The organism is Catenovulum adriaticum (assembly GCF_026725475.1).
In the GTDB taxonomy this organism is placed as follows: Bacteria; Pseudomonadota; Gammaproteobacteria; order Enterobacterales; family Alteromonadaceae; genus Catenovulum; species Catenovulum adriaticum.
The window spans coordinates 1,477,869-1,495,907 of the sequence record NZ_CP109965.1 but is presented as its reverse complement, the minus strand read 5'-3'; the positions used below and the strand labels follow the sequence as shown (position 1 = coordinate 1,495,907).

General features: G+C 37.9%; 18 protein-coding genes. 7 read left to right on the top strand and 11 right to left on the bottom strand.

Translation table 11 applies throughout. The annotated features are described in order from the left end of the window. Positions 1 to 112: 112 nt before the first annotated feature. A complete protein-coding gene (locus OLW01_RS06675) occupies positions 113 to 2,683 on the bottom strand; it encodes a VolA/Pla-1 family phospholipase (RefSeq protein WP_268075988.1) in 2,571 nt (856 codons plus the stop codon). 246 nt (positions 2,684 to 2,929) lie between these two features. On the opposite strand from OLW01_RS06675, the gene OLW01_RS06670 reads away from it, so the two are divergent. Continuing rightward, positions 2,930 to 3,817 carry a gluconeogenesis factor YvcK family protein gene (locus OLW01_RS06670; protein WP_268075986.1) on the top strand — a complete coding sequence of 296 codons (888 nt, stop codon included), beginning with the start codon at positions 2,930 to 2,932 and terminating at the stop codon, positions 3,815 to 3,817. 70 nt (positions 3,818 to 3,887) lie between these two features. Here the strand turns inward: OLW01_RS06670 and dcd are convergent, their stop codons facing one another. Beyond that, positions 3,888 to 4,478, bottom strand: coding sequence for a dCTP deaminase (dcd, locus tag OLW01_RS06665; protein WP_268075985.1), 591 nt, complete (start codon positions 4,476 to 4,478; stop codon positions 3,888 to 3,890). 50 nt (positions 4,479 to 4,528) lie between these two features. After that, positions 4,529 to 5,605 carry an iron-sulfur cluster carrier protein ApbC gene (apbC, locus tag OLW01_RS06660; protein ID WP_268075984.1) on the bottom strand — a complete coding sequence of 359 codons (1,077 nt, stop codon included), beginning with the start codon at positions 5,603 to 5,605 and terminating at the stop codon, positions 4,529 to 4,531. A gap of 101 nt (positions 5,606 to 5,706) precedes the next feature. Between apbC and metG the strand changes: the two genes are divergently transcribed. Both metG and OLW01_RS06650 read left to right on the top strand, forming a co-directional pair. Then, on the top strand, positions 5,707 to 7,749 hold the full coding sequence (metG, locus tag OLW01_RS06655; RefSeq protein WP_268075983.1) for a methionine--tRNA ligase: 2,043 nt from the start codon (positions 5,707 to 5,709) through the stop codon (positions 7,747 to 7,749). A gap of 90 nt (positions 7,750 to 7,839) precedes the next feature. Further along, on the top strand, positions 7,840 to 9,024 hold the full coding sequence (locus OLW01_RS06650) for a class I SAM-dependent rRNA methyltransferase (RefSeq protein WP_268075982.1): 1,185 nt from the start codon (positions 7,840 to 7,842) through the stop codon (positions 9,022 to 9,024). A gap of 95 nt (positions 9,025 to 9,119) precedes the next feature. On the opposite strand, the gene OLW01_RS06645 is transcribed toward OLW01_RS06650, so the two are convergent. From OLW01_RS06645 to OLW01_RS06615, 7 genes are all read right to left on the bottom strand, one after another. Further along, positions 9,120 to 10,025 carry a glucosaminidase domain-containing protein gene (locus OLW01_RS06645; RefSeq protein WP_268075980.1) on the bottom strand — a complete coding sequence of 302 codons (906 nt, stop codon included), beginning with the start codon at positions 10,023 to 10,025 and terminating at the stop codon, positions 9,120 to 9,122. A 21-nt stretch (positions 10,026 to 10,046) separates the two neighbouring features. Then, positions 10,047 to 10,331, bottom strand: coding sequence for a hypothetical protein (locus OLW01_RS06640; RefSeq protein WP_268075978.1), 285 nt, complete (start codon positions 10,329 to 10,331; stop codon positions 10,047 to 10,049). Positions 10,332 to 10,534: 203 nt separating this feature from the next. After that, positions 10,535 to 10,963: a hypothetical protein gene (locus OLW01_RS06635; RefSeq protein ID WP_268075976.1), complete on the bottom strand. Its 429-nt coding sequence runs from the start codon at positions 10,961 to 10,963 to the stop codon at positions 10,535 to 10,537. 102 nt (positions 10,964 to 11,065) lie between these two features. After that, positions 11,066 to 12,136, bottom strand: a complete 1,071-nt coding sequence (gene rlmM, locus OLW01_RS06630) for a 23S rRNA (cytidine(2498)-2'-O)-methyltransferase RlmM (protein WP_268075974.1) — start codon at positions 12,134 to 12,136, stop codon at positions 11,066 to 11,068. A gap of 17 nt (positions 12,137 to 12,153) precedes the next feature. Continuing rightward, positions 12,154 to 12,573: a DUF423 domain-containing protein gene (locus tag OLW01_RS06625; RefSeq protein ID WP_268075972.1), complete on the bottom strand. Its 420-nt coding sequence runs from the start codon at positions 12,571 to 12,573 to the stop codon at positions 12,154 to 12,156. After that, complete coding sequence (locus tag OLW01_RS06620) at positions 12,557 to 13,189, bottom strand: alpha/beta family hydrolase (RefSeq protein WP_268075970.1); 633 nt, start codon at positions 13,187 to 13,189, stop codon at positions 12,557 to 12,559. The genes OLW01_RS06625 and OLW01_RS06620 overlap by 17 nt, the downstream gene beginning before the upstream one ends. A gap of 108 nt (positions 13,190 to 13,297) precedes the next feature. Beyond that, positions 13,298 to 14,188, bottom strand: coding sequence for a transcriptional regulator GcvA (locus OLW01_RS06615; RefSeq protein WP_268075968.1), 891 nt, complete (start codon positions 14,186 to 14,188; stop codon positions 13,298 to 13,300). 220 nt (positions 14,189 to 14,408) lie between these two features. On the opposite strand from OLW01_RS06615, the gene OLW01_RS06610 reads away from it, so the two are divergent. Further along, complete coding sequence (locus OLW01_RS06610; protein WP_268075966.1) at positions 14,409 to 14,684, top strand: hypothetical protein; 276 nt, start codon at positions 14,409 to 14,411, stop codon at positions 14,682 to 14,684. 54 nt (positions 14,685 to 14,738) lie between these two features. Here the strand turns inward: OLW01_RS06610 and kdsA are convergent, their stop codons facing one another. Next, complete coding sequence (kdsA, locus tag OLW01_RS06605; RefSeq protein ID WP_268075965.1) at positions 14,739 to 15,593, bottom strand: 3-deoxy-8-phosphooctulonate synthase; 855 nt, start codon at positions 15,591 to 15,593, stop codon at positions 14,739 to 14,741. 140 nt (positions 15,594 to 15,733) lie between these two features. Between kdsA and cmoA the strand changes: the two genes are divergently transcribed. The 3 genes from cmoA to OLW01_RS06590 all read left to right on the top strand — a co-directional run bounded on the left by cmoA (position 15,734) and on the right by OLW01_RS06590 (position 17,937). Further along, positions 15,734 to 16,462, top strand: a complete 729-nt coding sequence (gene cmoA / locus OLW01_RS06600) for a carboxy-S-adenosyl-L-methionine synthase CmoA (protein ID WP_268075962.1) — start codon at positions 15,734 to 15,736, stop codon at positions 16,460 to 16,462. Then, positions 16,463 to 17,422: a tRNA 5-methoxyuridine(34)/uridine 5-oxyacetic acid(34) synthase CmoB gene (cmoB, locus tag OLW01_RS06595; RefSeq protein ID WP_268075961.1), complete on the top strand. Its 960-nt coding sequence runs from the start codon at positions 16,463 to 16,465 to the stop codon at positions 17,420 to 17,422. A 107-nt stretch (positions 17,423 to 17,529) separates the two neighbouring features. Further along, positions 17,530 to 17,937 (top strand): hypothetical protein, encoded by a 408-nt coding sequence (locus OLW01_RS06590; protein ID WP_268075959.1) that lies wholly within the window; start codon positions 17,530 to 17,532, stop codon positions 17,935 to 17,937. The last annotated feature ends 102 nt before the right edge of the window (positions 17,938 to 18,039 follow it).

The following is an 18,039-nucleotide window of genomic DNA, read 5'->3' as shown; positions in this document are numbered from 1 at the left end:
CTAAGCAAACATAAAAGGGTTTAGTTATTCACTAAACCCTGTTTCTTAAATTATAATATATTTTTACACAAGTACTAACTATCTATGTCTCAAATTGTCTGATTAAGTTCAATTATTGTGAAATCACACTCGTATCCTCCAGCAAGATAGCTTGACCTTCAGAAGCAAAATATTTTGCAATAATTAATTGCATTTCTTTAGTCACGGCTGCATTTTTTTCAGGAGATAACAAAGATGAATGACTACCCGCATTAAACCGGACAATACCAGAAATAGCTTCGGTTTGCATGATACTTTCTGTTACCGAAGGTAACGCTAAAATTTGAGCTAACCCTTCCGTACCCGCTATTGGCGAACCGCTAGCTTTAGGTGGAATTGTTTCATCCCAAGTGGCAGGCGTACCATCACCCCATATTTCGGTGATCAATACTGGTGTTTGAGTTTGTTGTAAACCGACTGCGTAGTGATTAGGATCTGCACTGTCTATAACCGTTTGCATCGCAAACGCAAACTGGTTAACCAGTGAGTTTAATGTTGCTTGTTTAGTTACGCTTAACGATTGCAAATAAACTGGGTAGTTAGCTAAATGTTCTTGCGCCCCTAGAGCTTGCACATTGACACCATTTTGCACTAAATGTAAAAAATAACCTTCGGCCAATTCAAATAACCCAAGTTCACTGCTATCTAATTCAGCCTGTGCGATAAAATTGGTTTTAGTGCTTGCATATATCGTCTCATCTGCCAGCAATTCAGCTATGTTAATTTGATTTTCAGCTAAATAAGTTAAAAAAGGCTGATAGTTTGATAAAACAATATTGCCTTTAATAAAGTTACCAAATGAATTTGAATCTAATAAAAAGTTGGCAATGCCACCTGCTGCATTGGCAAATACGCTGGCTTTTATATCAAACAAAGGGTCTGCACTTGGCGCTAATTCAGTATTAGCAAGCGTTGTAAAGTTTACCCCGACAATACCACCTAACGAGTGACCAATAAAATACACCTGTTGATTATTAAGCTTTTGCGATGAAAACTCCGTTTGGCTTAAATTAGCCAGTCCCACTCGTAAACCTAATAAATCAGCCACACCCTGTTTTAGATTATCACGTGTTGCACGCGCATTTTCTAAATTCATAAAGGCAGTCACCGATTCTGGGTTAGCTTGAACGTCCAAGTTACCATCATCATCTGTATCAAATCCACGGCTGCCGTGTAGTGTCATATCGATACTGACAGTAGCGAACCCGGCTTGCCCTAGCGCCCCTGTTAACGCCAGCATATCTTCTTTTTTACTGCCGATACCATGCTGCATAATCACAACTGGCCAACCGGCTTCTGGCATTTGAGTCACAGTTGCAGAGGTAGCCGTTAAATAAACCGGATCAGGAACGGTAATTTGCACATCAAGTTGATCCATTGCTTTCATTTTGGGCACGGGATTATATTGGGTAATATGTCTGTCAGAATCTAAGCCTAAATCTCTGAGTCCAAAACTCATGCATACTTGATCGTTTTCTGATTGAGCTTGTGTTGGTAGCGTTTGGCCTTGCATTATTGCACCTTGTAAAGTGGCTCCACTATCACATCTTGCTTGCCACCATGCATTATCACCTGTCGCACCAAATTTATTTTCGGCGGTAGCAACACCGCTATAGTAAGGCAAGCTAATAGAGGCTTGATACATTTTATTAATACAAAAAGGCAAAGCTTGATTAATACTTGCTATTTGTTCATCACTCGCAAGACCCGATTGAGCCAGTGCTAGCATGTCGGGGCAAGTGGCAGCTTGCGGCAATAATACGTCCTTGGTGGTTAATTGCTGGCCGTTCACTTCAACTGGTTGTGGCTGAGTAATAACCGGCATAGTTTGTGGGTTTTGTACCAATAACGATTTTATTACGGATAAACTGGGTGCCGATTGGGTGGTCATTGCCGCGGTTAAAATTAAATTTTGTTTATCTACACCAAATTCAGCTAATGCTGTTTCAAAAGAATTAATAACAGCTTGTAAGCTTTTTTGAGCGTCAGTTGCTAACGGTTGGGTGTTTAAATCTTGCCGAACAGACTTGTAGGTACTTGACATAGCGACAGCGTTATTTTCACTGTCAGTAATTTGATTACTAACCGAAATTAAATAGTTCGCGTTTAATTTAAGTGGTTTTAATGGAATAACAGCAATCTGGTTTTGACCCGATAAACTGGTTACAAAATCAACGCCAAAGGTTAGCTCTGCTAATACTTTACAGGCTTGGCCTTGAGGTACATTTTTACATTCTGGGTGGTTGGCATCGTTATCGCCCCCCATTACCGATTCAAATAACCGAACGGCACCAGCTTGAGCAATAGAGGCTTCATTTAAACTATTCACTCGAGAATCTAATTCAACTTCAATTAAAAAAGGTTGCTGATACGACCAACCATCTAATGAACTTACTGCAACAATGGGATCGGTAAAATCGCTTGCGTCGTCAACCGGTAGATTCAAAGTACCGTCTTGTGTTTCGCTAAACAGTAAATCATTTGGAATAGATAACTCACCATCCGCGGGTGAATAAACAATTTTTGAACTTGGAATGACGGTTTGGCCTTCACTTGCTTTATTGATATCTGATAGTGTATCGCCATCACAACCTGCCAATAATACCAACCCAACTGAAATTGCACATAGGTTACGCTTATGCATACGGCTTCCTTAAATAAAATAATAAATACTGATTAGACCAGCTAAAAATAGCGCAAATTACGCGGTTTCTCCACCGCAAAAACATAATTTTTTAACACTTTTTTAAATACAGCTTAAATTATTTGTTAAATAGCCGTCTAGATTGATAAAAATAAAGATTTATAGATGTGCTCTTTGCGCTTCTATGTTAATTTAAAATTTATTTTTATGGGTTAGTTTAAAGCCATTCTTGGATTCAAATATTAAATGCAATTACAACAAATTAATTTGGTCGCTATTGGCGGTGGTCATGGCTTAGGGAAAGTATTAAATACATTTTCATCACTGGGTCCAAACTTAACAGGCGTGGTTGCAACAACTGACAATGGCGGCTCGACTGGGCGTTTAAGAGAGAATGTCGATTCAATTGCTTGGGGAGACCTGCGCAATTGCATTACGCATCTAAGCAAAAGCCAACTTGGGTCAGATTTACTTAATTATCGTTTTCAACACAATGAACTTGATCAACACTGTTTAGGCAACTTAATCTTTTTTGCACTTGAGCAATTGGATGTCAGTCCAGTTGGCGTTATGGAAGTAGTTAGAAGACTGCTAAAAATTGACAGTAAACTTTACCCCATGACCGAGCAGCCCACTGATTTGATAGCACACTATGCCAACCAACCTTTGGTTCACGGTGAAATCAATATTGATAAACAAAGCCAGATGCCCGAATGTCTAACATTAGCGGATTCAGTCATAGCGCCAAGCCGAGTCACTAGAGCAATTTTAAATGCCAATGTTATTTTATTAGGCCCTGGCAGTTTCTTAACCAGTATTATGCCTGCTTTATTAGTAAAAGATATTTACCAAGCATTAGCACAAACATCTGCAAAAATCATTTTTATTGATAATTTGGCACCTGAACACGGCCCTTGTGCCAACGCCGATTTAACGAAAAGACTTAATTGGTTTAAGCAAAATTGTCCAGATATTCAAATATCTGGGGTGCTTTCAGGCGAAAATACCGAGCCGTTAAAATTTGATAACCTGACGCATATGCAAAGAGCGCTAAACGATAAAACGGTTTTTTACCGTCACGATGAGCGCAAATTAAAACAGGCTTTAACCGAACTTATTTGCGCTTTAAGATAAATTAAGAAGCGAATCGCGATATACCCTAAATGGCATATTGCGATTGCAAGTTGCGAGATTATTTAGTTATTTAACTTTTATCATCTTCACTAATTCGACTAGCAATGGCACCGTCTTGCCCTTTATATTTAGCATCAACTCTTTTGTTGTAAGGTCGAATTGCAGAACCAGACATAGTTTCAAAATTAAGTGCACCAATTTTCATTTTTGGTCTTAACGCTAACGGTAATTTACCACTGTTAAAAAACTCTAATACAATATTACCCGACCAACCCGGATCAATACGATGCGCAGTTACATGCACCATTAAACCTAATCTTGCAAGCGAAGAACGCCCATCTAACCAACCAACAATATTATCGGGTAAAGTGACTGATTCATAAGTTACTGAAAGCGCAAGTTCACCAGGATGTAAGAAAAAAGCCTCCCCATCTTCAATATAAATTTCGTCTGACATGACGCTATCGAGGGCTTTGTTCACTTCTTCTTTCGGCCCACTTAAATCAATAAATGGCGCAGAATGTTCTTGAAATACTCTAAATTTGTTGCCGAGCCTAATATCAATACTCACTCCACTGATCATATCTTGAGTGGGCGTCGGTAGAATTTGAATTTTGCCTTCATCCAAAGCATTAATAATATCTTGATCACATAAACGCATGGTTAATCTTCTTTATTTTTGTTGATTGCCTTTAATCGCTTTTCTTGGCATTAATCAACTTGTGTTATCGAAATACTTTGGCTAGCAGGTCTGGCCTGCGCCAACAAATACAACTCTAAAGCTAATTTTAAAGCTATCGCTTGATACGAATTATAAAATTGGGCGCTATTAAACCCTGAACCATCGCCATTATCCATAGTTTCGCGAATATTTATATCTAATGGTGTATGGCCCAATACTTTAACGCCTTCTTGGGTCGCTAACGTTTTTCCCCCATCGCGCCCAAAAATCGGCTCAATATGTCCACACTGGCTGCACGTATGCATGCTCATGTTTTCAACTAACCCCAACACACTAACATCCACTTTATTGAACATTGCAATGGCTTTTTTTGCGTCAGCTAATGCGATATTTTGCGGCGTAGTGACGACTAAAGCGCCACTCAAAGGTAAACTTTGAGTCAACGTTAATTGAATATCGCCAGTACCAGGTGGCAAATCAATGAGTAAATAATCTAATTCGCCCCACTGAGTTTCATTAAATAATTGTTGTAATGCACGGCTTGCCATCGGGCCACGCCAAATAGCTGCGTCATCAGGGTCGACTAAAAAACCGATTGAGTTGCATATAATACCCTCTGCCGTTTTGAGCGGCTGCATTATTTTGCCGTCATAAGTGTCTGGCTGCTCACCTTGTAAACCAAACATAAGTGGAATGGAGGGGCCATAAATATCAGCATCTAAAACGCCAACTTTAGCACCTTGAGCACGCAAACAGCGCGCAATATTAACGGTCGTCGTTGACTTACCAACCCCGCCTTTCCCGGATGCAATCGCAACCACATGTTTTATTTGAGCGAGTTTATTTTGATGCGCCTTATTTAAAGACGCTAATTGCGGCTCTTGGGTTATTGTTAACTGACTAAAATGTGATTTTAAATGGTTGGTTAATTCGGCCAAGTTAAACGGCATAGTTAACGATTTGACTTGCTGAGGATCATTTTTTTTGGTTTCTAAGGAAATATATTGAGCCAGATGACCAGCCTGATATTGAGTCAAAACATCAGCAATTTGAGCTTCGACGTCGGCTTTTTTCGCTGAATTTGTCTTAAAAATAGATTTAAACAAAATAAATTTACCCTTACACGTGAATAAGCAGATGAAATTAAGCGTCAATTTCAGTAGTATTCGCAGTTAATTTCCCCTGCATTTTAACGAATAGAATTTAAATGACTGATACCAGAAAAATTTTAGTAACTTGCGCACTGCCCTATGCCAATGGCTCATTACATTTAGGCCATCTATTAGAACATATTCAAACAGACATTTGGGTAAGATTTCAAAAATCTCGTGGTAATACCACCTATTTTGTCTGCGCATCTGATGCGCACGGCACGCCAATCATGCTAAAAGCTGCTGAAATGGGCTTAAAACCAGAAGACATGGTGAGCGCAATTCAACAAGAACACATGCACGATTGTAGTCAATTTTTAGTTGAGTTTGATAATTTTCATTCGACCCATTCAGATGAAAATAAAGTATTGGCTCAACATATTTATACGCAGCTAGATAAAAATAATTTTATTAGCCGAAGAACCATCGAGCAATTATTTGATCCTGAAAAAGAAATGTTTTTACCTGACCGGTACGTTAAAGGCGAATGTCCAAAATGTGGCGCTGCAGATCAGTACGGTGACAACTGCGAAGTGTGTGGATCAACTTATTCTCCAGTTGAGCTAAAAAATGCCCGTTCAATCGTTTCAAATGCCAGCCCTGTTTTAAAAGAAAGTGAACATTACTTTTTTGAACTTGGTCAATTCCAAGATATGCTTCAAGGTTGGCTAAAGTCTGGTACGTTGCAAGAACAAACCTCCAATAAATTAAGTGAATGGTTTGAAGAAGGTCTACAAGCTTGGGATATTAGCCGAGATTCACCTTACTTTGGTTTTAACATACCAGGCACAACCGATAAATATTTTTATGTATGGCTTGATGCCCCTATCGGCTATATGAGTAGCTTTGAAAATTTATGTAACAAAGAAAACATTAATTTTGACGAGTTTTGGGCCAAAGATTCCACCGCAGAGCTTCACCACTTTATTGGAAAAGACATCATCAATTTTCATGGTTTATTTTGGCCGGCCGTGTTAGAAGGTGCCGGATACCGAAAACCAACGGGCGTTCATGCTCACGGTTTTTTAACGGTTAACGGAACTAAAATGAGTAAGTCAAAAGGGACTTTTGTTAAAGCTCAAACCTATTTACAGCATTTAGAGCCCGAATATCTACGTTATTATTTTGCAGCTAAATTAACCAGCCGAGTTGATGATTTAGACTTAAATTTAGAAGACTTTGCACAGCGTGTAAATTCAGATTTAGTCGGTAAATACGTTAATATCGCCAGCCGTTGTGCCGGTTTTATTACCAAACAGTTCGATGGCAAGTTATCTGCTGATTTAATTGAACCTGAGCTAGTGACCGCATTTACCGATGCAGCTGAAAGCATCGCCCAATTATACGAAAACCGTGATTACAACAAAGCAATTCGTGAGATAATGGCACTCGCCGATAAAGCAAACCAGTTTATCGCCGATGAAGCGCCATGGGTACTAGCGAAAAATGAAGAAACGAAAACTCGCGCCCATCAAGTTTGCTCGTTATCACTTAACCTGTTCCGCATTTTAACCATTTATTTAAAACCTGTTTTGCCAGCTTTAGCGGCAAAAGTTGCCGAGTTTTTAAATGATGACCTAAATTGGGCAAATCACGCCAATTTGTTACTGGATCATAAAATTGAGAAGTTTAAACCTTTATTACAACGTTTAGACATGAAAAAAATTGAAGCCATGGTAGCAGCATCTAAGCAAAACTTAGCACAAAAATCTCCAGCTAAAACACAAGAGACACCGGCAAAACCAGCAAGCAATGAAATAGAGCCCATTGCCGATGAAATTGAATTTGATGATTTTGCAAAACTCGATTTACGTATTGCTAAAATAATATCAGCTGAACATGTTGAAGGTGCCGATAAACTTCTTAAAATTCAAGTTGATTTAGGTGGTGTTCAAAAGCAAATATTTGCTGGAATTAAATCGGCTTATCAACCTGAAGATTTACAAGGTAAATTAACCGTTGTAGTTGCCAACTTAAAACCCAGAAAAATGCGTTTTGGTCTATCGGAAGGCATGATTTTAGCGGCCGGTCCTGGCGGTAAAGATTTATGGATTTTAAACCCTGAAGACGGCGCTCAACCGGGTATGCGAGTAAAATAACCTTAGTCTGCTTCAATACCTTGATAAAAGACTTACTTATTAATTTTTAAACAGCCGCGATTGCGGCTGTTTTGTTTTAGGAAACAAAACATGGCTACAATTACACTGGTTAAAGGTCGTGAAAAATCACTACTACGCCGCCACCCTTGGATATTCTCAAGAGCAATAGCCAACGTTGAAGGTAACCCCGGCAGTGGCGACACAGTAGAAGTTTATAGCTTTAAAGGCGATTGGTTAGCCACTGCTGCCTATTCACCTCATTCGCAAATACGAGCTCGTGTCTGGACCTTTACACCGAATACAAAAATCGACCTGAGCTTTTTCATTCAAAAAATAAAATCAGCTAAGCAGTTAAGAGACGATTTAATCGCACCTGTTTCAAATGCTTATCGCTTGATTGCAGGTGAATCCGATAGTTTACCTGGCATTACGCTGGATGTTTATGACCAAATTATTGTCGGACAATTTTTGTCAGCTGGCGCTGAAAAACATAAACCGCTTATCGTTGAAGCATTAAATAATGTATTTCCCAACCAGCCAATATATGAACGGTCAGATGTTGCAGTACGCAAAAAAGAAGGTTTAAAACAAACTCGTGGCTGGCTACATGGCGAATCAGAGCTTCAAGTTTGGATTAAAGAACACGGCTTAGATGTGTTAATTGATATAGATAAAGGCCATAAAACTGGTTTTTATTTAGACCAAAGAGATAACCGCCAAGTAGCGGCTAAATATAGCAAAGGTAAAACAGTGCTTAATTGTTTTAGCTACACGGGCACATTTGGTTTGTATGCTTTGCAAGCTGGCGCTGAGTCCGTTATTAATGTTGATGTGTCAGACAGTGCACTTGAAACCGCTAACTTACAATACCAAAAAAACGGTTTTAAGCAGGGTTTTGAACAAATAAATGCTGACGTTTTTAAGTATTTACGTGAATGCAAACAGCAAGGTAAGCAATTTGACACCATAGTACTAGACCCCCCTAAATTTGCAGAAAATAAAGGGCAAGTCATTCGAGCATGTCGTGGTTACAAAGATATCAATATGCTGGCTTTACAAATATTAAAACCAGGGGGCACTTTATTAACTTTTTCGTGTTCAGGTTTAGTCGATGCTGACTTATTTCAAAAAGTAGTGGCAGACGCCGCTGTCGATGCCAAGGTTGAAGCTCAAGTGGTTGAAAAGCTAACCCAAGCAAAAGATCACCCTATTTCACTCAACTACCCTGAAGCATTTTATTTAAAAGGCCTAGTTGTTAAAAAGTCATTTGGGTAAGCTAAAAAGACAAAATAAACAAAAGCGAAAACAATAAAAGTTGCTGACCGAATGAATCACAGTTTTTGTCAGCAACTTTTAATAATTGTAAATGTTTAAATATTTTGAGACGCTTGTTTGGCGGCTTGTGCTGCCGTCTCAGTGTTTGCTTTAGCTTGATTAATCACACTTTGGTTATCGCGCAGCATTTCAATTAAATCTTGCACATAATCAGCGCCTCGCTCTGAATAATCAATTAACCCCGTCGTTAATACTTCAGCTGAGGGTAACTGTCCCATTTTTCGATAACTTGCTCGCATGTCTCTAACCACACGGTAAGCAGCATGGGTATTAACGTTAATATAATAACTGTCTAAAGCCTGATAAGCATGCTGGTAACTTGCGACTTCATGATTCATTCCTTCAATTCGAGCGTTGGGGACTAAACCGCATCCTTTTTGATAACACCATTGGCCAAAAAAGTTATTACCTTCGCGTGCAAATCTCGACGTCCCCCAACCTGATTCATTTGCCGCTTGAATCAAAATAAGTTCCGCAGGTATTACATCCATACGAATAAGTAAACTTTTTATTTTTTGATTCATCTGATTCGAATTTTCGGATAACGAAATTTTGTAACGCGAAAAAAGTTGCTGCAAATATTGGGTGCTGGATTTCGCTAATTTTTTATCACCATTTTTAACCGCTGGCGTTTGACTTGCTCGTTGGTAAGTTTGAACAAATTGTCGTGCCTCCTCTATCCACGCATTATGAGCTTTAATAAGCGGATAAAAATAACTAAAAAAGGCTAATTTTTTTTGCTGAACATCTGACATGCTAGAAAAATCTGGCGCTTTAGGGTAATTAGATAACCAAGCTGCTAATTTAGGTTTTTCTATGGTTACGATTTTAGTGTCGGGTTCGGGCTTGGGTTGAGGAATGTGTTGGTTCTGAATAAAAGGGTAAAATAGGCAAGCAATAAAAGCAGCCAAAATGATAATTTTTACTAAGGTTAATTTCATAAAAAGAATTCTACTATTATTTTATTTATTGATACTTCGCCATAATATGAGCCCACATTGATTACAACTATGCACTCGCTTGTCGTCATTTCGACTCAACAAGCCCCAAGCTAATATATCTTCGCTCGAACAATCTCGGCAATATAGTTTCTTATCAGCTAGTGTACCTGGGTATTGATTGACGTAATCATGAAGGGTCAGCATTTTAGCATAAGCTTGACGCTTTGAGCGTTCTGCTTTAGATGTTTTGTCTTTCTTTATAAAACTGAATAAATTTTTTTGACTAAGCTTTATTTCATTTTGCATTATGGATAACCGATTATTTGCAAATCTATGCTGGTTTACCAAACTGGTAAACTCAAATTGAGCCGCTTATTTTACCAGTTGAGCAAAGCTGACTATAGGTTATTTATGTGATCTAGCAAACAAACTTAAGGTTAATTTCAACTATATGTACTCTGATAGTTACATTTATATACAGACGTTTAATGCCGAGTTATGGTTAAAACTTATATATTAAAAGGTTTTGGGCATTTAGCTTGCCAATAGTTTCGATCCACATAATTATAAGTGCGAATATAAAGTTGATAGCCAATAATTTTGCGCCAAAATTCAACATTATTTTTTTTGGGACAAATGGTTTGAATTAAATAATCAATATGTTGTTTATCAGTAATATCTAATCGATCAGGGATTTGAATATAAACAGCGATTCCTTCATCGACAGCCCGCGCCCCTCTATATCGCCAAACGCCTTGAACAAAATCACTGGCCATTTCTCGATCTACTTCTTTTAACATAGCAACGGGTGCATATTCATGTTTATTATCACTACAAGATAAGGTAAGCAAGCAAACTAGGCTTACCAGCAACCACTTATGCTGAGTTAATATTTGGCTAAAATAATGAATAAAAACATCGCTTAATACCCGTTTCATGTGTAAATCCTAAGCACAAAAAAGCATTTCTGTATCACTGAGTATAGCCAAGTTTAACTCAAGTTTATTTCTCTGGATAAAATAAACTTGAGCACGAAAAGGCTATAAAGCTCTTAACAAGCAAGTGATTTCTTCTCTGTCATGGTACAAATGCTTGGCTTTAAATTCGTATTGTACGCCGGCTTGATAAAATTGTGTTTCAAGCGAACTCATCACCTCGGCAACATTTTGAAAGCGCTGTTTCATCGGCAGTTTTAAATTAAACATCGCTTCCTGACACCAACCATTAATAATCCACTTTGCCATTAAACTTGCAACTCTGGCTGGTTTTTCAACCATGTCACAAACCAACCAGTGTACGTTTTTCTTTTTTGGGCTATATTTAAAACCATCTTCCATATAATGTTTAACTTGGCCTGTTTCCATTAAACTGTCTGCCATAGGTCCGTTATCAATCGCAGTTACCATCATGCCTTTTTTCACCAATTGATAAGTCCAACCGCCAGGTGCAGCACCTAAATCGACAGCTCGTAAACCTGAGGTTAAGCGCGTTTCCCATTCGTGTTTTGGAATAAAGTGATGAAAGCCCTCTTCTAGCTTTAATGTTGAGCGGCTAGGTGCTTCTGAAGGAAACCTTAAGCGGCGAATGCCCAATAATAAATCGCTCGAGTTTGAAACTAAACTGGAACCTATTATTAGGTTACAAGAATCAAACATAAATAAATGTAGCTGGTATTTTGATTCGCTATCTAATAGCTTTCTTTTTTTCAGTGCTTGTCTAAGCGGAACTGTAAATTTTTTAGCAAACCCGGCAATTTCTTTCCCCTGATTCGTATCAGGGTATTCCATTCTAATATCTGAGAATTGATAATTTTTCTTTTCACCGTTTTGATAACACAGACTTTCTATAATAGGTGAAATTCGATCTTGCTCGTTTAACTCATCCAGTTTTGCAATCACTTTAAACCACTGGCGGGTAAAAATAAGGTCGTCTAATTTTACTTTGTTGAATAAACAAACACTCACTTCCTGAGTGAGTTCAAATTCAACATAAGCTTGGTTTTCTTTGGTTCGACAAAAACCGTATAAACCGGCCTCAGCAGCTCTTTGTTGAATTTCAGCTGCGCAATCTCGCTCAAAGCCACTGCGGCAATACAAAATATATTGGTTCATAAAAATCTTCTTGTGGGCTAACTTTTTATCTTAGGTTCGGGGAAAGTAATGTCTTTGGAATTAATACTAAAGGACAGGTAAATTAAACACCCCCATGCAATAACAAACATAATACCACCAATCGGGGTTAACAGTGCAATTGCTTTAAGATTCAGCAGGCTCATCAAATAAAGACTGCCACTAAAACATAAAATGCCGCCGATAAAAAACCTTGCAGCCCAAATTATCGCTTTTCGCTTACATAACAAGCATAATATTGAGCTAAATAACAAACCAAGTGCATGAATAAATTGATACAGGACGCCAGTTTTATAGGCTTCTAACATAGAAGATGTTAATACGCTTTTTAATGCATGCGCCCCAAACGCGCCCAATAAAACCGCACTACCCGCAAAACAACAAGCAATACAAAAATAAGTTTTAAATGAGTTTAGCATCAACAAATTCCTTAATCGAGTTAGCGGCTGTTTCAATCATTTGTAGTTGCGTAAAACCAGATGCTTTAAGAGGTTTTAAGCTATGATCTCCCGTTGCTATCCAATTAAACTGATAATTATCATTTATTTGATAAGTATCTACTTCAGCCCTTTTCCCAAAAGTATCGCGTTCGCCTTGAACTATGAGTCCCGGCAAATCAACTGAATTAAGTAAGGCTAATCTTAATTTTTCGGGCTTGCCCACTGGATGAAAAGGATAACCCAACGCAATATAACCCAATAGATTCACAGGCATTTTTGCATCTAAGCAGGCTTGTAGCGCAACCCGAGCGCCCATTGACTTACCACCAATAAACAAAGGCAGGTTGGCATCAACTCGATTCATCTGCTCAATAAAGCTTTGAGACAAAACAGGCATTTTATTGGGTGGACGTTTTTTACCTGTCTGTTGGATAAGTTGCATATATGGAAAATCGAACAAGATCACTTTGATCTTATTTTGTGACACTTCTGTAATTTTATTACAGATTTGTTTCATGAAATCTGAATTTGAACCAGCCCCGGCTCCATGCGCTAAAATAATTTGTGCCCGATAGGCTGTATCTACGGCTGTCATACGATTAATTAACCTTGTCTATTTGTTTTTACATTAATGCGGTTTGTTAATTTAAATTGAACGAATAACATATTGCCATTCTAAATGAATGATCTGACTAACCACAGCTTAACTTTCTTCTTGTGCGATTAAATCAAGCGCCCAGTCGATAAAAGCAGATATTTTCGTATCGTTTACATCTTTATCACGGCAAACTAAATAATATGCATCCTTAGTAATTAAACGCTCTGAAAATGGCTCTATCAAACGCCCAGCTTCAATCTCCGGGCGAGCCAACACACTATGCCCCAACGCCACCCCCTGCCCTAAAACCGCGGCTTGTAAAACCATTGATGAATGGCTAAAGATAGGTCCGTGACGCACATCTAAATCTTTAGGGCCTAGCTTCTGCCCCCATAACCGCCAGTATTTACGGCTTTTATCGTGTAATAAGGTATGCTTACGAAGATCTTCAAAATCATCAAGTGGCATTTTATTGTTTAATATACTAGGGGCGCAAACTGGGGCTAAATATTCAGTATGTAACTTATAAGCTGCAAGCCCTTTCCAGTTACCGGTACCTAAATAAACAGCGACATCGACCCCTTCGGTTAATAAACCTTCGTCTAAATCAACCGCTTTAATTCTAACGTCAATCTCTGGAAATTGTTCAGAAAACAAATTAAGGCGCGGAACTAACCATTGAATCGCAAAACTTGGTGGTACACCTACGGTAATAGAGTCGCTATTTTGAGTATTAAAAATAGCTTGAGTAGCATCTAGAATATTTTCAAAAACATCTTTTATTTCAAAGTAATAACTAGCACCAACTTCAGTTAATATGAGTTTTCGGTTACGCCTAATAAATAATTTAACGTTTAAAAAGTTTTCCAGTGTTTTGATCTGCTGAGACACAGCAGCCTGCGTCACAAAAAGTTCTTCAGCGGCTAAAGTCACACTTAAATGTCTGGCTGCAACTTCAAAACTCCGCAGTGCGTTGAGTGGCGGTAAACGTCTCATTAATTTCCAGTCCTTTATTCACCCAAATACAGCAATAAACATTAGAAAATCTAATGCATTTCATTGTGTTTTTCTATCTTGTAATTTAATTACATGATAGCTATACTTACAAACATCAGATAAATAAAGGCTTACAGCCAATCTGATGATTAAATGTTAAATAAAAACCGTTATTTTATTTCAATTATATATAACCTGTTAAAAGGTTAAGGAGTTATAAATGTTAACACTTAAAAAAGTAACAACTGTACTAGGCGTTTCAATTGCGTTATTTGCTTCATTTTCAAGTTTTGCAAATACTCAAAGCCAAGCCACGTTAAAGCAAGATATTGAATCAAATATCCAAACTTTGGCTAAATCTGAAATTGCTAAGTTAGTCACTGATTTAAACACAGAGTCTGCACAATCATTTGCAGTTAAAGTGAATATCTCAAATGCAATTAAATCAGATAAGAAAGCACAACCTGAAAAGTTGCAAACCCTGACTGCAGAATAAGCCCTGCTTTATCTGCACAGGGCTTCATATTTTATTTTACTAGACTAAGGAGATTTATCTTTCAATTTCAATCGGTTCAAAACTTTTTATTAAATCGTCTACCGCTTTAATTTGCGATAAAAACGATTCTAATTGGGTTAATGGGAACGCCGATGGGCCATCGCATTTAGCTGCTGATGGATTTGGATGAGATTCCATAAATAAACCTGCTATTTTTGTTGCCATACCAGCGCGAGCCAACTCGACCGTTTGGTGTCTTCGACCACTAGAGGCTGATCCCATAGGATCTCGGCATTGAAGCGCATGTGTAACATCAAAAATAATTGGACTTCCCTTAGTGACTTCTTTCATCACTGGAAAACCTAACATGTCTACAACTAAGTTATCATATCCGTGGCAACTTCCGCGTTCACACAAAATCACTTTATCGTTGCCACTTTCTTCAAATTTTTCAACTAAGTTTGTCACTTGCGACGGCGACATAAATTGTGGCTTTTTAACATTAATGATTGCTTGAGTTTCAGCCATGGCTTTAACTAAGTCAGTTTGACGCGCTAAAAATGCCGGCAGTTGAATCACATCCGCTACTTCAGCAACAGCTTGACACTGCTCAATTTCATGAACATCAGTGATAATAGGCAAATCAAAGGTTTTTTTAATTTCTTCAAATATTTTTAAACCTTCTTCCATGCCTGGGCCACGATAAGAATGAATAGAAGAACGGTTTGCTTTATCAAATGAAGCTTTAAATACGTAAGGAATGCCTAGCTTTTCGGTTACCGTTTTGTAGCTTTCTGCAATTTGCATGGCTAAATCGCGTGATTCCAAAACATTCATACCACCAAATAAAACAAATGGCTTGTCGTTATTAATCTCAATAGAGTTTAATTGAATGGTTTTTTGTGTCATTAATCATTTTCCGTTTGCTAAAATTGCCCTTATGATAGCATTGATAATGTAAAAAAATACGCTAAAGGCACTACATTTGCGCTTACATCAGGTAAAATACTGGCACATTTTATTCTAACTCTGTTTTAAACATTCAACCTATGAGCAATTTAGATAATATTTATGCCAACCCCCACCACAAGGTAAAAGATTTTGTATTTGATGAAACTGTTGTCGATGTTTTTTCAGATATGATCCAACGTTCAGTACCCGGCTACCAAACTATCATTTCAACCATAGGTCATTTGGCGCAAGAATTTGCTCAAGATAATTCAACTATTTACGATTTAGGCTGTTCGTTAGGCGCCGCTACGTTAGCAATGCGCCGTTCAATTAAAAATACTAACTGTAAGATTGTGTCGGTTGATAATTCTCAGGCGATGGTTGAAAGGTGTTTAACGCAACTTAATCATTTTAAAAGTGATGTTGAAACCCAAGTAATATGTGAAGACGCACTACAAGTTGAAATTGAAAAAGCGTCCGTTGTTGTACTTAATTTTACGTTACAGTTTATCCCGCCTGAGCAGCGAGCTGAGTTAATTAATAAAATTTATGCAGGCTTACAACCGGGTGGCATTTTAATTCTTTCGGAAAAAATACGTTTTGACGCCAACCAAATTCAAAATACCTTAGATGAGTTACATTTAGACTTTAAACGGGCGCACGGCTACAGTGAATTAGAGATTAGCCAAAAACGAACGGCAATTGAAAACGTAATGCGAACCGACACTTTAGAGACTCACTACCAACGTTTTGAACAGGCAGGATTTACAAATTTTAGCCAGTGGTATCAATGCTTTAACTTTACTTCAATGATGGCAATTAAATAAATGTTTACTCAGTTTTATCAAAGCCTAATAGATCATAATTTAACAAGCTGGCTTACTCAAATGCCTGCTTTGCTTAACCAATGGCAACAATCTAGTCGCCATGGCGACTTTACTCAATGGCAAAAAACAATTACAAACTTACCTCAAGCTACGCCAAGTCAAATTGATTTAAAATCATCTGTGCAAATAGGTTCAGCTGATGATTTAAATCAAGGTGAACAAATTCGGCTGTCTAAGTTATTGCCCAACTTAATGCCTTGGCGTAAAGGACCTTATCAATTATTTAATATTGAACTTGATACTGAATGGCGTAGTGACTGGAAATGGGACAGGTTACTGCCCTATATTTCGCCACTAAAAGGTAAAAAAGTGCTAGATATTGGCTGTGGCAATGGTTATCACATGTGGCGAATGTTAGGCGAAGGTGCAGACTTAGTTGTAGGCGCAGATCCGACTGAGCTTTTTGTTGCTCAGTTTCAAGTCATGCAAAAATATATGAATGAACCCAATGTGCATTTATTGCCTCTTGGGGTTGAGCAACTGCCTACCAGTAATGCTTTTGATACTGTTTTTTCAATGGGCGTTTTGTACCACAGAAAATCACCCATTGATTTTTTACAGCAATTAAAAGCTCAGCTCAAACCTGGTGGTGAATTAGTTTTAGAAACCATCGTTATTCCGGGCGACGAACATCAAGTATTAGTGCCAGGTGAACGTTATGCAAAAATGCGAAATGTATGGTTTATTCCTAGTAGTAAAGCTTTATCTCATTGGTTAACCCGCTGCGGTTTTAAAAATATATCAGTGGTTGACGAAACGGTTACTAGCCTAGATGAACAGCGTAAAACTCAATGGATGGAAAATGAATCTTTAGCTGATTTTTTAGATCCGAACGATATTACCAAAACCATTGAAGGTTATCCGGCACCAATAAGGGCAGTAATAACCGCAAATAAATAAGTTATTTAATAAATTAACAAAGCGTTAAGCTTTAAATTAATAAATTGGCTTGTTAGGCTGATGCTCGATTGCTAATCTTAAGCTATCTGTAGAAAAGGATAATAATAATGAATCAAGTTGAAATTACTAAACTGATGGAAGAGTCTTCTATTGATGCGGTTAATTATGTAAAAGAAGAATACGATATTGAGCTTAATTTTAGCATGGACAGCGTAGCTCAAATTGATAAAGTGCTATTGTGGAGTGTTGCCAAATTAAAAGATCAGCCTAAAAAGGACGATTTTATTTTTGTAATTTGTAACATGTTAGGCTCTTACATTGGCGAAACATTTAGAAAACACATAGGTGGTGAATGGTTATACGATGAAACCGATCCCAACGCACCAACCGTTTTGTTAAGCTTTTCTAGCCATACTTTTGCGTTTCCAGGTATTTGTTATCAAAAACTAGTGAATGATATTAATACCAGTGTTAATAAATATTTTGAGCTGGCGATTCGTAACGTTACCCAGTAACTCATCAAATAATAAATAAACAGCCAATACAATCATGTGACTGACTCGGTTGACCGCTTTATTTACCTAAAAATAAAGCAGCTATAAACCAGATCACTTTCA